At 42.7% G+C, this 18,317-nt stretch carries 12 protein-coding genes; 3 read left to right on the top strand and 9 right to left on the bottom strand.

Annotation, left to right across the window (positions count from 1 at the left end; translation table 11 throughout):
* Nucleotides 1-525: 525 nt before the first annotated feature.
* The 4 genes from BIY37_RS06405 to BIY37_RS06390 form a co-directional block, all read right to left on the bottom strand.
* A complete protein-coding gene (locus tag BIY37_RS06405; RefSeq protein WP_230402454.1) occupies nucleotides 526-2,292 on the bottom strand; it encodes an ABC transporter ATP-binding protein in 1,767 nt (588 codons plus the stop codon).
* 643 nt (nucleotides 2,293-2,935) lie between these two features.
* Nucleotides 2,936-3,700, bottom strand: coding sequence for a GlcG/HbpS family heme-binding protein (locus BIY37_RS06400; RefSeq protein ID WP_080324897.1), 765 nt, complete (start codon nucleotides 3,698-3,700; stop codon nucleotides 2,936-2,938).
* 193 nt (nucleotides 3,701-3,893) lie between these two features.
* Nucleotides 3,894-4,865, bottom strand: a complete 972-nt coding sequence (locus BIY37_RS06395; RefSeq protein WP_070067010.1) for a CARDB domain-containing protein — start codon at nucleotides 4,863-4,865, stop codon at nucleotides 3,894-3,896.
* Nucleotides 4,866-4,978: 113 nt separating this feature from the next.
* Nucleotides 4,979-5,731: an FmdE family protein gene (locus BIY37_RS06390; protein ID WP_080324896.1), complete on the bottom strand. Its 753-nt coding sequence runs from the start codon at nucleotides 5,729-5,731 to the stop codon at nucleotides 4,979-4,981.
* 154 nt (nucleotides 5,732-5,885) lie between these two features.
* On the opposite strand from BIY37_RS06390, the gene BIY37_RS06385 reads away from it, so the two are divergent.
* Nucleotides 5,886-6,680, top strand: a complete 795-nt coding sequence (locus BIY37_RS06385; RefSeq protein WP_070067009.1) for a menaquinone biosynthetic enzyme MqnA/MqnD family protein — start codon at nucleotides 5,886-5,888, stop codon at nucleotides 6,678-6,680.
* Between the two features lie 117 nt (nucleotides 6,681-6,797).
* Nucleotides 6,798-7,868 (top strand): cyclic dehypoxanthinyl futalosine synthase, encoded by a 1,071-nt coding sequence (gene mqnC, locus BIY37_RS06380; protein WP_070067008.1) that lies wholly within the window; start codon nucleotides 6,798-6,800, stop codon nucleotides 7,866-7,868.
* A 261-nt stretch (nucleotides 7,869-8,129) separates the two neighbouring features.
* Here mqnC and BIY37_RS06375 read toward each other — a convergent pair whose 3' ends face one another.
* The 5 genes from BIY37_RS06375 to cobK form a co-directional block, all read right to left on the bottom strand.
* The gene (locus tag BIY37_RS06375; protein ID WP_070067007.1) at nucleotides 8,130-8,792 is read right to left on the bottom strand and encodes a metallophosphoesterase; all 663 of its coding nucleotides are present in this window, start codon (nucleotides 8,790-8,792) and stop codon (nucleotides 8,130-8,132) included.
* A 347-nt stretch (nucleotides 8,793-9,139) separates the two neighbouring features.
* Complete coding sequence (locus BIY37_RS06370) at nucleotides 9,140-12,004, bottom strand: BPTD_3080 family restriction endonuclease (RefSeq protein WP_070067006.1); 2,865 nt, start codon at nucleotides 12,002-12,004, stop codon at nucleotides 9,140-9,142.
* A gap of 6 nt (nucleotides 12,005-12,010) precedes the next feature.
* Nucleotides 12,011-12,826: a KilA-N domain-containing protein gene (locus tag BIY37_RS06365; RefSeq protein ID WP_070067005.1), complete on the bottom strand. Its 816-nt coding sequence runs from the start codon at nucleotides 12,824-12,826 to the stop codon at nucleotides 12,011-12,013.
* Complete coding sequence (locus BIY37_RS14465; protein ID WP_070067004.1) at nucleotides 12,827-15,868, bottom strand: site-specific DNA-methyltransferase; 3,042 nt, start codon at nucleotides 15,866-15,868, stop codon at nucleotides 12,827-12,829.
* 236 nt (nucleotides 15,869-16,104) lie between these two features.
* Complete coding sequence (cobK, locus tag BIY37_RS06350) at nucleotides 16,105-16,863, bottom strand: precorrin-6A reductase (protein WP_070067003.1); 759 nt, start codon at nucleotides 16,861-16,863, stop codon at nucleotides 16,105-16,107.
* Between the two features lie 397 nt (nucleotides 16,864-17,260).
* On the opposite strand from cobK, the gene BIY37_RS06345 reads away from it, so the two are divergent.
* A complete protein-coding gene (locus BIY37_RS06345; RefSeq protein WP_070067002.1) occupies nucleotides 17,261-18,316 on the top strand; it encodes a DUF362 domain-containing protein in 1,056 nt (351 codons plus the stop codon).
* The last annotated feature ends 1 nt before the right edge of the window (nucleotide 18,317 follow it).

Here is an 18,317-nt window from a genome sequence, read left to right as displayed (position 1 = left end):
CCTAACTATTCTGAGAAAATATTCTCTCTCACCATCCGTTTCGCTGAATAGTTACGTAAAATCAGGCATTTCATTATCTTTATCTCTCTCATAAAAAATTACGCTTGGATAAGGGTTCGCATCATGAATTCCAGCCATTATCAATATATCAGCCGTACCACAAGGGGGTTTATGAAAAGATTAAGGGCATTTTCTGAGGAATGGATATAAAGATGATCACACCTTTGTTTGTCTGTGATCCAGTATAAAACCAGTATGAAATAGATCTGACTTTGAATACCATTACAGACATTTCTATGCACCATTTTAAACAGGATGTCTGAGAAAACAGACGTCCGTCAATAACGGGTTCAAAAAAGTCTCTTGTTGTCTTTTGTTCAACAATAATGCGATGATGATCAACAGAAAAGTGTTGTTCTCAGACAACCACGTCTTTAGTTATGCTGGGTTTCTCCGGAATCCCGGCATCTCTTTCCCGGCGGTCAACTTCAATTACAATACCCATAGCAAACAACCTCAGACTCTTCAGTTGTTCATTGCATATTTCTTATGGAATTGTTCGTCAAATAACTGCCGATAATGGCCATACGGATGTTGTAATAGTTCCTGGTGTTTACCGGTTTCCACAATCTCGCCGTTGTCAAAGACAACGATCATATCCGCTGATTGAATCGTAGAAAGCCTGTGAGCTATAATTATCGTCGTCCTGCCTTTCATTAATCTTTTCAGCGCCTCCTGGATCAGGTTTTCTGACTTTGAATCTAACGAGGAAGTCGCTTCGTCTAAAATCAGAATAGGTGCATCTTTCAAAAAGGCCCGGGCTAGGGCAATGCGCTGTCTTTGTCCTCCTGAAAGCCTTAGGCCGCCTTCGCCGATTTCCGTTTGATAGCCCTTCGGCAATTTGCAAATAAAGTCATGGGCATTTGCAGAAATCGTTGCGGCGCGAATATCCTCCTCGTTGACATTGGACTTGCCAAACAGAATATTTTCGTAGACTGTTCCAGAAAACAAGATCGGTTCCTGAGGAACCGTAGCGATGTGTCCTCTCAGACAACGGAGCTTAATATCCCTGATATCCCGTCCATCAATAGTGATCTCTCCTCCGGTAACATCGTAGAATCTTGGGATAAGCTTGACAAAAGTAGATTTACCAGCCCCGCTCGGTCCTACCAGCGCCACGGTACAACCGGCCGGTATCTGTAAGTTAATGTCCTTCAGGGCGGTCTTTGACATTTCGTAGGCGAAGTGAACGTTTACGAATTTAACATCACCCTTAACAGCTCCAATTTCCATAGCAGTAGAACGGTCCACAATCTCGGGAGAAGTATTAAACACCTCAAAGATCCTTTCCATCGCTGATTGAGAATTTGCTAAAACAATATTGAGTTCCGTAAGCCGGTTAAGCGGGTTGTAAAACATACCCAAATAGGCATAGAAAGCCGTTAACTCGCCAACCGTAAGATGACCATAAATAACTAGCATGGCTCCAAACCAGACGACGAGAACCGGCGCAATGGAAGTCAAGAAACCGACAACGGATTGCGCCATAGCGTGATGTTGTATATGTCTTAACTGATAGAATAGGTATTCAAGGTTATCCTGAAAAAAGTGTTTTTCCTCCGCCTTCTCCCGTGTGTAAGATTGTATAATGGAAATACCGCCGAGCTTTTCGTGAATATTTCCGGAGATTTCCTCCATCTTCTGATGAGCCAGTTTGCTGGTTTTTTTGATCTGAGATTTGAAGTGTTTGTTTAACACGACGTAAAAAGGGAATATCGAGAGGGAAACCAGAGCCAATTTCCAATTCATACGGAAGAGAAGAAAGATGATCAAAAAGAGAGAACTTGCATCCATGACCGTGTTGGTAAAAGCAGCGCCAATAAAATTTTGAGCAACCGCGATATCACCCAGGAGACGTGATGCAATCGATCCCACCTGACGTTTTTCATAGAAACTCAGCGACATCCGCTGGAGATGAATATATAGTTCATTTCTCAAATCGAAAACAAGTCTTTGGCCAGCCTGATCCGCATAGTAGGAACGAAAATAAGTAACCACTGCCCAAAACATATAAAGCCCAATCATAGCCAGCATGGTGTAATGTAATTTTATAACATCATACGAAGACGGCGATAGCAAATGATCGATCACATCTTTAAAAATCCAGGGAAAGATTAACGGGATGTTGTATTTCAAAAGCCCGCAAAAGGTGGCTATCATAATCAACCGACGGTAAGGCTTTATGTAGGAGAGAAATTTTTTTAACGCAGGGTTTACAAAATCTTTTGCCACGAGTTTATTACCCTTGTGCTTTAAAACATACTATATTATTACATCCTAACCAGAACAAGTCGGAATGCGTAGCGCGGGCGGTTATCCCCCACCAAAGTCCGACCACAAGGGATCGGCGCTACGTTTTTTGCCGAAGCTGAAAATGTAAAATATATTTTGTCAGACACTAACGCAGCAGCGCTGCAATCAAAAACGAATTTTACCTCACAGATACAAAGGACACAAAAAAGTCTAAATTCTTTTCTTTGTGCTCTTTGTGTCTTTACTTAGAAAAATATTTTCAGTCTTTTTACAGCGGAAGCCTTTTATCGCCCACCAATGTTAACGCAACTCGATAATATTGTCAAATGTCATTATATTGCCGATCTTCATTATGAAAAAGGGAGAGGGTGACTAAACAAAAGAACGTAAGGAATTATTTCTCTTCGTCACAAGAAAGCCTGCTGTCTTCTCCTTGTTCCCTTGCTGTGAAAGAGGATACCCATGATCCGCTAAAAATTATCATTAAAACTTTATTTTTTTGAAAATATCAATAACTGAAAATGCCTTAGTGTCAACGTGTAGAGGCAATTCATGAATTGCCTCTACCGGGTATGATAATCGCATCATTACTGAATTTTTTCAAAAAACTAACGTGTTACCATTATTCTTTCCTTTTCCTCACCGGATGCGTTTTAGGAAATTCCTGGGCAATTCTGGCTGCTTCCGGAGAGCATTGCGGGTGACCCCATCCGCTCGCACTAATACCATTGGTAATGTCATAGACAATATTATCGTCTTTTAATGGGCTAACGCCGGCTGGAACATAGTCCAGCTCTAGTCTATGCCGCACCTTCCATGCAATATTGTGGTCGGCGCAAGAGCTGTCGCCGCTCACACCCAAAGCGCCAACCAGTTTTCCCTCACGGTTATACAACGCCAAACCTCCTCCAAATACATTCACCCCCCCTATCTTATGGCCAACCATGGGGTCTTTTTCCGTACCGTATTTTTCGGAAGAACCCTCATACGCTTCTTCTGGAGAAACCGGATTACTCTCCTGTAATCCAAATAAACTACCGCCCGGCTGCACTGCAGAGAAAAGATTTGCGGTCGATAACGCAAACTCTGGCAGGCTAAAAGCATTTGCGGTATTTGCCTTTTGGGCTGAAATGACCCGGCTGCCTGGCCATTGGTCTCCTCTGTCCCTCCCGGAAAATACTACCGCCCTTACCACACCATCCCGATCTACCACCGTCGCCCACATGTGAAAACCAAAACCGCCATTATTTTCTTTCACTGCGATACGAAGAGCCTCCTTCAGTTCGGCATGTAACGGTAAATCACTTGCAAAGGCGCCTGGTAAATACGTAACCGCAAGGATTAACAAAGCAGTACCTTTTAAACAAATAGCTTTAAAACACCTCATGACATTGGTCTCCTTTTAACCTTTTAAAATATTTATTATACAATTTGTCATATTAAATCCGCTTCGTTGCAGTCACCTGAAACCAGGATAAGATAGTGAGTCTGTCCCGACAGGGTTAATTTTACTCATGACTCTTGACAAAACGATACAAATCATCTTTAGAAGATACCGGTTTCATTGAAACGGGTTGCTCTCATTTTCCTTCCAGTTCGTTTTTTTCTGATTTATTTACACAGAGATAATTATTCTCTTCGTCTGATTCTGTAACCGTATTTTCGCTATCAACCTTAACACAAACCGTACAATCCGGATCGAAACAACTTCTTCCGGGCGGGGTTTTTATTGTAAATGTCTGAGATGCGCCTGCATCTAAACCCAACACCGCCTGATTAACAACGACAGACTGAGCAGGATCAAATACCACCCGGATATTAAACGATCCCGCTGCCTTGTTTCCAATATTTTCAACGGTAAAAGTCACCCTCGTAACACATGTTTCCGGCCAATCATAGCAATCAGAATAGAGTTGGCTTGCATCAAAATGCCGAATAACAAGGTCTGGAAGGGGTTTTTGTTGAATTTCCCGCCCACAAATTTGTTTAATATCGATATCATTCAGGGCTTCTATGTTGTTTTCAGGATCAATCGTCGCTGTTTCGTAAAGTGCAGCAACATCCAGACTTTCCGTACTTCGGATAATAAACAACCCTTTTATATAAGATGACGGAAATCCGTTTGGAAACAACTCTTTTTGAACATCCTCTCCTGTTATTTCCACTGCCTCGCCTGCTTTCAAGACATTTTCACCCATCGGCATTACCTTACCGGTATTTTGCCCGTCTGACGTGTGCGTTAACACAAGGTTTTTAAAAAATCTCACATCGGCATCGTTCGGGTTATGTACCGTTATTGACGTTATATAACACCCCCTTGCAAGCCTCATATTTTCGTGCTCTTTTTGTATTCCATAAATAAACTGAGCTGCATATTCATATTTATGCAAGGAAACACGACACGGAGGTTCCTTAGATTTATAAGGCTCCGGCATGACAGGATTATCCGAAACGTTCGTGAGCAGGAATTCCTGCTCCTGTTGTGCATGGGCATATCTAATAGTTAGCAAGCTTATTAACCAGATAATCATTGTTAAAGATAGATTCTTCATAGAAATAGACTCCTGTTAACTACTACGTGATACGATAGGAAAAGTTGGTCTACGGTACAGATTAGAAGGAATGAAGGATGCATTGGATCCCTTCTAAAAGAAAACTTTGCCTGTTACTCCTTGACCTCTTTCAGAATAAATGTACCTTCAGGCGGGTTCAGGAGGATCGTTTTGACACGTTCCTGCCACAGGTTGCCAAACTCCTTCGCTTCATCTTCAGACGCTTTGCCAGAAAGCACAAGAGGCGTTAGTTTGTCCATGCGTTCATTGCCTGGCACATGTTCGACGCAATATAGTACTTCCGTCTTTTTTCCGTTATCAATTCTTTGGAATATAATGTCACAGGTCGTTTTAGGATCCGGCATATGGTCTTTGTCAAAAGTCATTAAATTATGCCTTCCATGTTTTCCAGCCGGGCCAAACCCCTGGAATCCGTTTTCAGCGGCAGCCCCGGTTATCATGGTTATTATCTGTGAAATCGGCCCGTTTACCTTATAGGTGACATCTCCCCTGAAGGTAACCCGTATATTTCCCCTCACCGGTATTTCATCACCGTATAATACCTTTAATGCCATCTGTGCAGACTTATAGGCGCCGGCAACTGCAGGACAGGAATGACCTGCAAATTTAACGGCATCGGCATAGGTATAAACAAACACTCCCCCTTTATCCATCGCACCGAGCATACTCGCCAGGGAATCTTTTAGCTTTATCGGTTCCGCCTTATCAAAAAAATCCTTACTATATTTAGTCTGCCCCTCAGCATAGATAGGCTTGTACGTGATAACACTGCCGGTTATTAACGCAATGCCTACACACACAATAAATCTTTTTAATGGGCCAGCCCGGTAAAATCCATTGTTCATATCTCTATTCCTTTCTTTACAGAATTATTGAAAACGGTTGCCACAATTCTTTATTGAAGAACTAAGAAGAAAAGTCGTATAATATTTATTTACATTTTATTAGAAACATAGTTTATACAAGAAGCTTTATTTAGGCAAGGGCATTTAGCGTATTATGGCGAAAAAACTCCGGCTCGGTATCGTCCCTTACATGAACGCCAAACCATTGATTTACGGATTAAATCAATACACAGATTCAATCGTGTTATCATTTGAGGTGCCTTCGCTCCTTCCAACGATGCTGAACAATGATCAGATTGACGTAGCCATCATCCCTTCAATTGAGTATTTCAGAAGCGGCAATTATGCCATCATCCCGGATATTTCCATCTCGTCCTATGGAACTGTCGAGAGTGTAAAGATATTTTCAAAGGTTCCTATACAAAACATCCGTACCGCAGCACTGGATAAAAGCTCCCTGACCTCCTGTGCATTGACAAAGATTATCTTCAAGGAGCAGTATCATCTTACTCCTTACTACACACCATGGGATAACCGGGATGATATCTCCGGCGCTAATATTGATGCCGTTCTCCTCATTGGCGACAATGCAATGAAGATGAATAACGATGAATACATTACCCTGGATTTAGGACAGGCGTGGTTTGAATACACCGGACTCCCTTTCGTTTACGCCGTCTGGGTTGTGAAGAAGGGTCATCACATACCTGGTATAAACAAGCTGTTACGGGACGCGAAAGAGGCGGGTATCCGATCTGTAAAGGCGCTGGCAACGATCGAATCTCAACGTCTTCAATTAACCCAGGAGAGATGTCAGAAGTACCTTACAAACTCGATTCACTATAATTTGGGCAAAGAAGAGATAAAGGGACTTCAGACATTTTATCAGCATGCGACATCTTTGGGGCTTGCTCCTGAGGGCATGGAAATTGTTCTCAATAAAAGCTAATCAGAACGAATTGGAAAAGGCAAGATCTTAAGCAGGAAATCCAGAGGCTAACCCGGGCAGGGTTAGCTTTATTCACGTATTTTGTTAAAAATAAAATTGTTTTTGGAAAACACAACTATGGCTATTCTATCCGATGAAATCGACACCATTCTTGAAAAATCCAGTAATGCAGAAAGATTATCTTCACAGGAAAGTATAAAATTATTCTCCACAAAAGACCTTACCATCCTGGGGATGGCGGCCGATGAAGTCTGCAAAAAAAAGCATCCGGAAAATTACCGGACTTACATCATCGACCGGAATATCAATTATACGAACATCTGCACATCGGGGTGTAAATTCTGCGCCTTTTACAAGGAGGTACAACACAGCGACGGATATATTATTCCAAAAAATGCTCTATTCAAAAAAATAGAAGAAACCCAAACGCTGGGAGGCCGCCAAATTCTCATGCAGGGCGGTCTGCATCCTTCCTTAAAGCTGGACTTTTACACAGACCTGTTAACATCCGTTAAGAAGAAATACGACATCCATATTCATGCCTTTTCTCCGCCGGAAATTGTTCATTTCTCAAAACTAAATGGTATTCCGGTCCATGATGTCATACAAAGACTCAAAATTGCAGGACTCGATTCGATCCCAGGCGGTGGCGCAGAAATCCTGGTAGACCGCTGTCGCAGACTCCTGAGCCCGAATAAATGCACAGCACAGGAATGGCTCGACGTCATGCGCGAGGCTCATAAGCTTGGCATGCGCACCACGGCTACCATGATGTTTGGCCATATTGAAACCCTTGAAGAGCGTGTGGAGCATCTGGAAAAAATCCGGAGACTTCAGGACGAAACGGGTGGCTTTACCGCCTTTATTGCATGGACATTTCAACCCAAAAATACCCAGGTGGATGCGGCACTAATCGGAAGTTACGAGTATTTAAGAACGATTGCCATCGCACGTCTTTATTTAGATAACATTCCAAGTATCCAGGCATCATGGGTTACCCAGGGGGCCAAGATCGCCCAACTTTCGTTAAAATTCGGCGCCAATGACATGGGCAGTACGATGATTGAAGAAAATGTAGTGCGGGCGGCCGGGGTTAGCTATCAGATGAGCAAAGAGGAGATAGAGTCGCTTATCAACGATCTCGGATATGAGGCAAGGCAAAGGGATTTGTATTATCGGGTATTTTGAAGCAAAATTTTCAAGACAATCTTTCTTTTCAGTAAAAGGCAAAACATGCACTGCCTTGTGACACATCCCGGCTCCTTTTTTAGAGGGGAACTTAAAATCGCTGCCAAAGTCTGCCTAATATAATGTATAGGAAATTCAAATTTTTTCATTGTGCCGCTCACCCACCCCTAAATCCCCTCCAGAGAGGGGACTTTGTAATTCCCCTCATGGTAGGGGTGGACGAAAAGTCATTGGGTGTTATCTTTTAAAACCCATCCTAATTTAAGCAACGGATTTCAAGACTGCGGATACACTTTTTTTATCGATAATAACCTCGATATACCATCCATCCCTGAACATGCCGGCGTTTAAAACAATGGTATCGCCCACATTATCCTTTGCCCTCGACTCATGAATATGGCCAGTTATACAGACATGGGGCTTATAGTTGAGAATAAAATCTCTGACCGTTTGACTCCCTACGTGCATACCATTTTGAATGATATCCGTTGCCGTATCCTTGGGAGGAGTATGGCAGACCATGACCTTCCAGTTTGCGTCTTTCACCCTGCTATAGCCGTTTGTTAAAAACCGCCCGATATCTGCCTCACTAATCTCTGATGGTGTGTGAAAAGGCGTTGGACTCGAACCGCCGCAACCAAATATACCCACGTCACCAAAGACGTAGCCCTCCCCATGCAGATTTATACCTTCTTTCGTTAAATAATCATCTACTTCCGGCATATCCATATTTCCATACTGTGCGAGTATGTTTTTGTTGTATCTTTTAATAGCATCTAATACTTTTTTCGTCTCAGTCTTTCCATGACAATTGGTCAAATCTCCGGACAGCACAATTAAATCCGCCGTTTCCAGATCCGGTTTTATTTTTACCAGATCTTTAATATCTTCATGGACGTCGCCAAAGGAAATAATCTTCATCATCCCTCCCTGAATTTTATTGGAACACAGATTTTTACGGACAGATACGGGTACACACTTCTTAAATTTGTAATATGTATTATCTTAATTCCGTTCCCCCCGACACAAATACAGCATCCTCTTTTGTTGCTATCCACAAATAGCATCTGAACGAAAATAGATACTTTTGTCCTTTAAAGACTAAATAACCCTTGTTAGCAACCCCCCCCATCTATCCCCTTCAGATCAGAGAGAACAGGGTAGTTCTTTTTTCTTTCTTTCACCACGAATGCACTGTCTGAAAACATCATCCTTATTTTAAATACTCTTCAAGGTTTACTTGTCCATGGCATGGGCTGTACACGGTAGTTCTATGGGATTCCATTGTAGGCATTGGACAATAATCTTTCCAGATCATTGGGATCAAATGACACCGCCCAACCCCATTTCCCGAACCCACCATGCTCGTTCACTGCTCTGCACCATTCGTCAAGGTAGGCCCGTTTTGTTTTATTCTGTTCGTTGTCTTGCCCCTTAGTTTCTATTATTAAATATTCTCCATTTGTCAGTTTACAAATAAAATCAGGGAAGAAACGCCTTACGACACCCTGGTAGTTATAGTAGATTACAAAATTCAAATGGTCGTTTTTAACGAACGATTCCACAACTTTTGATTCATTGATTGTTTTGGCTTCCAGGTATTCCCACTTGCTGTCAACCACAACAAAGTTGATATGCGTCTTGTCAAACGCTTCGTTGGGTTTGCTTGTCCACCAGGTCCTGATGTCAGATGTTGAACGGATGGGGTTTTCTTTGTCGAATACCGGTGTTAATGCTTGTGTGTTTACTGCCCGTATTTCGTTCCAGATATGCTGAACAACTTTATTCATGTTCAGCATTATCAAAATTCGTTTCCTTGATTCGTCCTGATTGAATAAAGGATTTTTGATAACGATTTTGTTCGAACAGATAAACTTCTCAATAATGTTAATGAGTTGAATCAGGAATGTTTCCTTGCTTCCTTTCCAGTCCGGTTTTTTCTCGGAGTTGTAGATGGTTGATGCAATTCTGAAAATGATGGATTGTAGTCTGAATTTCTCTGCGATTTCTTTCAGGTCAATTTCTGAAAGTGCAGCCGGATTTGGTTTACCGGCAATAATCGCAGCCAATTCCGCTTCTGTGATAGATTCATAAGGGTCAAGTTCCAATGACTTGACTTTTTCTAAATCTAAAGTCAATTGTGGTTTATAGATGTGATCAATTCGTACCACATTCGGAAAGCTGATTTCATGCGCTGCTTTTTCCTTCACAGGTTTTATCTCAGTCTTTGGTTTTGGAGGCGGTGGTGGTGGGCCGTCTTGTCCGCCTTCATGCGGTAAGAATGTAAATGGAACACCGAATATGTTTACATACTCAGGTTCAAACAAACCATCTTCACCCACATCATAAGATGTTCTCCGTAATCCTCTGCCTACCACCTGCTCACACAGTAACTGACTGCTGAATGCCCGTAAACCCATAATATGCGTTACGGTTTTGGCATCCCAGCCTTCACTAAGCATACCCACAGAAATTACATTCTGAATCTGTTCTCCGGGTTCACCGATTTTTCCAACAGTATCAACTGTTCTTCTTAATAGTTCGGCTTGCTGTTTTTTGGTTATCTTGGTTTTTAGTTGTTGGTTTTTAGTTTTTTGTTCTTCACCGAGCGTATCAACTTCATTTTCATTATCATCATCTTTCCCTGAAAACTCATCACTAAAAACTAAAAACTCTGAAGTTTCGGCTTCTGCTTTTTGAAGAATACTGCTGTCAATCTGAAGTACTTTTTCAGGAATGCACAGATCGCCTAAACCAGCAACCGATAAAGCAAAACTGTCTTTATCAAATGAATGTTTTATCCGGGCAGATGTAAAAGTAGTATTTGCCACCGTAATCATTACCGGTGGAATTTTGTAACCCGCTTCCTCCCAATCATCTTTAGTTGCTTTCCAGTCTTTGCCTAAAAGTAGATAGGCGTTTTTAATCAAATCAGGAAGCGAAACAGATTCGTCTGCCTTTTGGTTGATGTCGTCTTTTACCGTTTCATCCATGTAAATATGATACAGACGTGATCGTAAGTCCTTGTCCACATTTCCATCATCACGAACCACAACTCTTGGTGTTTTTACCAAACCTGCTTCAATGGCATCATTCAAACCGAAGTCTGAAACAATCCAGGGATAGAGAGCTTCTTCACTTGCTTTTTTCCCACTTGGTGCAAATGGTGTGGCAGAGAAATCAAAACAACGCAAAATACCTCTTGATCTGTGAATGCGGTCAAGACCTCCAACCCATACAGTACTTTCTTCAATATCTTCTTTTTTAATGCCTTTGATTTTACTTTCTGCCGGAATACGCCACGCGTGGTGTGCTTCGTCATTTATTACGATGATGTTTGAAGCGTTTGCCATGTCGCCCAATACTTCTTTTACATAGGCTTCATCACTTTTTGCCCCACGCTTATCCACTGATTTTTTCTTTGCAATCTTTTCTTCTGTTTGCCAGGCTAAAGCGTGCCAGTTGATGATTTTAATTTTTCCCTGACGCAGAGAGTCCATTAACCCCGAAGGCACAATGTTGAACTCCTCATAATAGTTTTCAGGGCCAGTAGGATTGAGAACCGAAAGACGATTGCGCACCGTTAATCCCGGTGCAACCACTAAAACATTTTTTGAAAAACGGTTGTCTTTGCCGTTGGCTACTTTGTTCAATACATTCCAGGCAATGAGTTGACTCATTACAACAGTTTTTCCCGAGCCTGTTGCCATTTTGTTGCACCAGCGGCTAAACTCTCCACCATCACTCGGTATGTCAATTCCTGTTTTATCCGCTTCGGGTGCTTCGGTTAACCAAATCAAGGTTTCAATGGCTTCCAATTGACAAAAGAAAAACCTGCGGTCTTTGCGTTCTTCGGGGTCTTGCCAATGTTGTAAAAGTCGTTTAGTGATTCCTGTAACTCCGGGATAGCCATCTTCACGCCATTTTTTAATTCTTGGGCGAATGGTGTTTACCAAATCAATTTCAACGAATATGCCCGGATCGTCAAATGATTTTGAACTTTCAGAAGCCACCACATATCCTGCCGGCCTGCGACCTTCCTGTAAAATAAATTCTCTGGTGTCTCTGATATATTCCCAATACTGTTGCGGCTCAACGTAAGGGGAATTAATGATCAGCTTGTTGATATTTTTCATAAGCTATTATTTCAAACCCTTCAACGGTTTGTTTTTAATCAATGATTTCATCTGAGTGATAGCAACCTTATTTAATTGCAGCAGTCTATCACTCTGGGTTAAGCCTTGATGAATCAATACTGCATTAATACTTTCCAGATTAGAAAGCACAACTAATTGTTCAATGGTGGCGTAATCGCGGATATTGCCTTCTTTATCAGGATGAGTATCCCGCCATTGTTTTGCTGTAATTCCAAATAATGCTACATTCAACATATCCGCTTCATTGGCATAAACAAAGTTGATTTGTGCTTTGGTAAGAGCCTCGGGTATCAGATTTTCTTTTATAGCATCGGTGTGAATATGGTAGTTTACTTTTGACAGGGTTCTTTGCAGATTCCATTCTAACTTTAAACGGTCGTTTTCATCCGCCTTGAGGCGTTGGAATTCCTTTACCAAAAGCAACTGAAATTTTGGACTAATCCACATTCCAAAATGAAAGGCAATGTCTTTATGGGCATACGTTCCGCCATATCTGCCCGCAGTAGCCGTTATCCCTACGGCACCTGTTTGTTCTATCCAGTTTTTAACTGACAGCACAAAATTGTTACTACCGGCAGCATTTTTAATTGTACCGAATTCGGTATAATTAAAATCAGGGTTATACAAAGCCTCCCACTCACCTAAGTATTCTATGGTGCTTTTCAAACTCAGCCACTTTATAATAATGGCTTCCTGCATTTGACTTTTTGCCATATCCGTTAGGGAGATGAAATCATGTTCCCTGCTTTGGAACACAGTGATTTCAGCGCCTTCAACAATGATTTTTTTGTTTTTTTTCATTTACAGTCTGACAATTTTCAATGACTCAATTCCTCTGGCATCAATAATTTTTACTGCCACATTTTTTCCTGCTTTGAAGGGGAGCGAAACCGTTCCGCCAAATGCTTCTATTTTTTCTTCGTCAATTTCGGCTCTCAAGTTTTTGGCTAAGGTTGCCCAACCTTCTTTGGCGCCTGCCATTGGGAAAAACACTTGCGCAGGAAACAAACTTCTTCCGTCATAATCAGGATCGAGCATCCACATGGCGATGTCACCCTTGCCGCCGCTTTCCACGGTTCCGGTTTTGGGGTTGTAGTAGTCGAAGCCATGAACTTCAACTTGTGTTAAGTGTTTAGTGGTTAGTGGCGAGTGGATAGTGATTTGATTAATGCATTCAATAATTTGCTTATTTCTTCGCAATCGGCTGACAAAATCTGATAATTTTCCTCCTTGAGGAAATTCATCTCTTTTGACAGCAACAGCAAGGTCTCCAATTCGGCTAAAGAACCCCTGGAAATGCCCAGAAACTGAATAAATTCCCCCGTGCTGTTCCTCGCCTGTCCCTCCGCTATGTTGCACGCAATGGATACGGATGCCCTGCGCATCTGTGAAGTCAGTCCATAGATCTCTTCTTTGGGAAACGGCTGCGTAAAGGCATAAATCTTTTTTGTCAATGCGATTGATTTCTGCCAGACTATCAAGTCCCGATAACTTTTTACCGTTGTCATATAATATTATTTGCCTCCCTTCACTATCCACTAACCACTCTCCACTAATCACTCTTACATCCGGCTGCCCAATGAGCCAGAAGCTTTCATTACTGCTGCGTTTCTTCTTCAAATCATCGGTGAGCAGGTCGGCGTTCATCTGGGCTTTGAGGAGGGTGACTCCCGGCCAGTTGGTTTCGTCAATGTCTTTCGCGGCCTCTTCGTCAAACTGGAAGGCGCAGAATAATATCATCTGTGGCCTGGGTTTCAGGTGCATGGCCTCTTCCAGCGCCAGCTCCACCATGCGTTGCTCTAACGGTGCATGTTCGGGGCCGAAGCAGATAACGACTTTCTTAGTGGTTAGTGGTGAGTGATTAGTGGTTAGTTTTTTCTCATCACTATCCACTGTCCACTCGCCACTCTTAGTCTCTGCCTCTGCCTGTAAATACCGTGTGCCGCTTAACGGCTCTACTCGTGTAAACTCAATCAATCTGCCGCCTTTTGCCCGTACGCCGGTCCGAAGCAATTCATCCCGCCAGTTGCTTTGGCGCAGGGTTTCTCCGGAACGAGCGATGCTCGTAGTGGTTAGTGACGAGTGATGAGTGGTTAGTTTATCACTAGCCCCTAACCACTGTTCACTATCCACTGATTTTGCCACTGGTGCCGGTACTGCCTCAACGGTAAATGGACCAGTCACCCGCAATCGTTTGCTATCAATAAACGGCTGGTCATACAAGGTTTCCTGTGCTGGTGGCTCGTTGTTGGCAATGCTTTTGAGGGTGATGTGCGGAACGGTCTTGTATTTGAAACCACTTCCTACGCCTTCATCGGGGTGTGCCAGTTCATAATAATCAAATACCGCCGTCATCAGGCGCTGCTTGGCTAGAGTTATTGCAACACGGGAGGTATCGCAGGTGATCCACCTCCTGCCCCAGTTTTCTGCTACATAAGCGGTTGTGCCACTGCCACAGGTGATGTCCAGCACAAGATCGCCGGGGTCGGTGGTCATGAGGAGGCAACGTTCAATTACTTTTGCAGTTGTTTGTACGACATATATTTTTTCTCCAGAACCTCCTGTTGTAGTATCGTCCCAGAAATTAGAGTAAGGAAACAAAGAAAAATCATTTAAATAACGTATGTAACCAAGTGTTTTACCATTAGAAAAAATCCTTCCTCTCTCTGCTAACACTTTCATACCACCAATATGTGTCTTCCAATGATTACTTACTGGTGGTTGATATATTTTTCCTTCAAATCCAAATGATTGATCTTTTGTTGATGGTCCCGCAGAAAGAAGATGATCAAATCTGAATGCTTTTGATTTAACTTCACTTATTCCCTTTTCTTTTATCAACCTGTCTGTTATAGGTTCAAACTCATAGGGTGTTTTTTTCATGTAGAAACGATAATTTTCGTCTAAGTCTTTTTCTTTAAAAAGCGCTCTGAATTTTCCTTTTGTTTTTTCTTTTACATACCAAATCAAATAATCTGATACTGATGCAACGTAATTACTTTGAACCCCCGTCGTTTTTCTGAAAGTTATCAAACTAACAAAATTCTCTACCCCAAACACCTCATCCATCAGATTCCTGACCAGATGCACATTCTCATCACTGATCTGCACAAAGATGCTTCCACTTTCATGCAATAGTTCTCTGGCTAAGAGCAAACGGTCACGCAGATAGGTAAGGTAGCTGTGTATGCCGAGTTCCCAGGTGTCACGGAATGCTTTTATCATCTCCGGCTCGGCAGTCAGGTCTTCGTCTTTGCCGTCTTTTACGTCACGCTTGTTTACAAAGGGCTGGAAGTTGCTGCCGTATTTAATGCCATACGGAGGGTCGAAGTAGACCATCTGCACCTTGCCGCCCATGCCTTCTTTTTCTAACAAAGAATTCATCACGAGCAGGCTGTCGCCCGCTACGAGACGGTTGCTCCAGTCTTCCTTGTGTTTGTAAAATTCGATAGCCTCACGGAGGGGTTTTTTGTGCTCTTCAAATAAAGACAGTTGTAAGTGCCTGGTGGTTAGTGGATGGAAATACTTATTGCCTTTACTATCCACTCGCCACTCACCACTACCCACTTTCCTAACGGTTTCGATTATTCGGCGCGGGTCGATGCGTTCGTGGACGTGCAGGCTTACGGTGGGCACTTCAAAGCTGGTATGCTCTGCCTTGCCTGCCCATTGCAGTTGCGGGTCGAGATGGGGGTCGTACTGGTATCTTTTCTTCTTTTGCCCGCCATTATCGGTGCGGGCATCCACCAGGCCCACCGGTGGATTGTTGAGTCGCTCCTTATCTTTATGTTCGTATTGCTCAATGGGCTTTTGAGAAGGTTCTATTTTTCGTTTTCCTGCCATAATTTCTCACGGCAAAATGAGTAGGGAAGCTTAAAGTCTCTGCCGTAAGACAGCCTAATTAAATGTTAAGGAAGTTCAAACTGGGTTAACTCTGACAGGGTTTCAAACCCTGTCAGAGTTCTGGTTCTATTCATACCCCGCTGAAAAGAGGAGATACGGGGGTATGTCAATTTACCGGAATCTCCCCGGCCTTTCCTTTTAAAGGGGGGAGATTAAAAACCACTGCCAAAGGCCGTCTAATTCATTTTAACCATCTTTACGATCTCATCAATCGATGAATATTTTTGGGGAAATTCTAGTCTGGGTCTCTCAATAACGATCGTGTCAATCCCTTCTGTGAACGCTGCGTGGATCTTTTCAAACGCCCCTCCCGCATCTCCGCTCTCTTTTGTCACCATCGTATTAATCTGGTACTGCCGGAACATCGCCCGGTTTAAATCCTCTGAAAACGGGCCGTGCATGGCAATGATGCGGGCAGGCGGAATCCCCATATCCAGGCATAAAGCGATGTGTTCGGGTACGGGAAGGATACGCACATACAATTCTTTCTCGTCCTTCAAAATGCTAAATTTTCCTACACTCGATATACCCGTCGTTAAAAATATCCTTTTCCCAAGCGCCCTGGATTTTTCCACGGCCTCTGACATCGTCTTGACCTTATGAACCAGGGGATGATTCGGGATCTCTGTCTCCTGCCTCTCGAAACGAAGATACCGGGTATTGTTTTTTTTACAGGCATCCATTGCATTCTGAGAAACTTCTATGGCATAGGGATGTGTGGCGTCCACTACGGTGTCTATCCCCTTTTCACGAATCAAACGGGAAAATCCGTTTGCATCCAACCGGCCTTGTAAGCAAACAGTTTCCAGCCCCATCTGCTCAAAGATCTTCTTGCCATATTCCGTGGCAACGGTCGTTATCAGACTCAACCCCTCATCATGGAGCCTTCTGACAATCTCTTTGCCTTCTTCAGTGCCGGATAGTACAAGTATCATATTTCTTTAACGTCGCCGAGGGACTTTTCTCTGTCTCCCGCATTCAAAAGAATATCGTAACGATAGTGAGTAACGCGTTTTTAAAGATTCATCGATATATATCACCAACGAAAGATCCTCATCTTTGTTGCAATACAGAAAAATGTCTGTATCTTTCAAAAAAACCCTTTATGGAAAAGGGCCGTAACGGTAAGCGATAACGAGCCTCTCATCTTGTTCGAGTACCCACAAAACACGGGAAGTTATACGATTTCGTTCTGTTTAAGATACGGTATGCATTGGGTTTTTTCATCTGTTACAATTCTGAATCTACAGGCTTGAATCTTGCTTCAAGCATTGTTATAGTACACCAAATAAAATTTATGGTCAATTAGAAAACTATCCCCCTGAGATAATTATGCCCATCATCAAGTCGCGTCTGTTTTATAAAACCGGTGTGTCAATTTTTCTCTTCTTAAAGCTTCGGTGGAGAGACCTTTTCAGACTTCTCTTTGCAAAACCCAGGAGAAAAATACCGAATCACAATCTCGTTCAGAACATTTTCAAAGAAGAGAATAAGGCGATTGTCTCGATTGTTCAGGGTAAAGACGTCTATACTATGCTTAAAGAAGGCATAGAACTTCTGGGCGGATTGAAAAAGCTAAACATTCAGGGCAAATCGGTGCTTATAAAACCGAATATCGTCAACCGTTATCCTAGCCCGGCCAATACAAACCCCCTCGTGATAAAGTATCTCATAAAACTCCTGCGCGAGTCCGGGGCTTCCAAAATATTTATTGGTGATATGTCGGCCATTTATGCGCTTCCAACAAAGAAAAACGCTGTGAAATCCGGCATCTGGGAGGTTATCCAAGCAGAAAACGTAACCTTTGTCCCCTTTGAGGACCATGGCTGGGTAGAGGTGGAAATACCCGGAGGAAGATTTGTAAAAAGGGCTATTGTATCGGAGATTATTTATGATGTTGACAGGATTATCAACGTCCCCGTCATTAAGACTCATAGCTATGCCAATTATTCCATAGCTCTCAAAAACTTTATGGGGGCTATCCATGCGCAGCAACGTCCTTACTTTATTGCTCCTGAATTTTGGGACGAAATCGTCGCAGAGCTGAATGCTGCCTATACCCCTCACCTCAATATTCTGGATGGGACAAAGATTTTTATAAAAAAAGGACCTACAAAGGGCACGATAGCCTCGCCGGACCTTATTGCTATTACCGGAGACAGAATAGCGGCTGACGTCGTAGGATTGGGCATTATTAAGGCCTTTGGCGGAGAAGAAAGGATCCGGAATAGAAGCGTATGGGAGCAACGGCAGGTTAAAAGGGCCGTCGAGATGCGCCTTGGTATCCGCAGGCCTTCCGAATTAAAAATCGTATCAACATGTCCTGGCATAAATAAACCCATTTTTGATAAACTCATGGAGGAGATTCAATATCATTTGAATACATAAC

The organism is Candidatus Brocadia sapporoensis (assembly GCF_001753675.2).
In the GTDB taxonomy this organism is placed as follows: Bacteria; Planctomycetota; Brocadiia; order Brocadiales; family Brocadiaceae; genus Brocadia; species Brocadia sapporoensis.
Note: the sequence above shows the minus strand (reverse complement) of the source record. Positions and strands in the feature narration are given on the sequence as shown.

Coding starts and splice junctions, on each gene's coding strand:
- BIY37_RS06400 (WP_080324897.1), bottom strand. CDS start 3,700: ATGAGGTGTTTTAAAGCTATTTGTTTAAAAGGTACTGCTTTGTTAATC.
- BIY37_RS06395 (WP_070067010.1), bottom strand. CDS start 4,865: ATGAAGAATCTATCTTTAACAATGATTATCTGGTTAATAAGCTTGCTA.
- BIY37_RS06390 (WP_080324896.1), bottom strand. CDS start 5,731: ATGAACAATGGATTTTACCGGGCTGGCCCATTAAAAAGATTTATTGTG.
- BIY37_RS06385 (WP_070067009.1), top strand. CDS start 5,886: ATGGCGAAAAAACTCCGGCTCGGTATCGTCCCTTACATGAACGCCAAA.
- mqnC (WP_070067008.1), top strand. CDS start 6,798: ATGGCTATTCTATCCGATGAAATCGACACCATTCTTGAAAAATCCAGT.
- BIY37_RS06375 (WP_070067007.1), bottom strand. CDS start 8,792: ATGATGAAGATTATTTCCTTTGGCGACGTCCATGAAGATATTAAAGAT.
- BIY37_RS06370 (WP_070067006.1), bottom strand. CDS start 12,004: ATGAAAAATATCAACAAGCTGATCATTAATTCCCCTTACGTTGAGCCG.
- BIY37_RS06365 (WP_070067005.1), bottom strand. CDS start 12,826: ATGAAAAAAAACAAAAAAATCATTGTTGAAGGCGCTGAAATCACTGTG.
- BIY37_RS14465 (WP_070067004.1), bottom strand. CDS start 15,868: ATGGCAGGAAAACGAAAAATAGAACCTTCTCAAAAGCCCATTGAGCAA.
- cobK (WP_070067003.1), bottom strand. CDS start 16,863: ATGATACTTGTACTATCCGGCACTGAAGAAGGCAAAGAGATTGTCAGA.
- BIY37_RS06345 (WP_070067002.1), top strand. CDS start 17,261: ATGCCCATCATCAAGTCGCGTCTGTTTTATAAAACCGGTGTGTCAATT.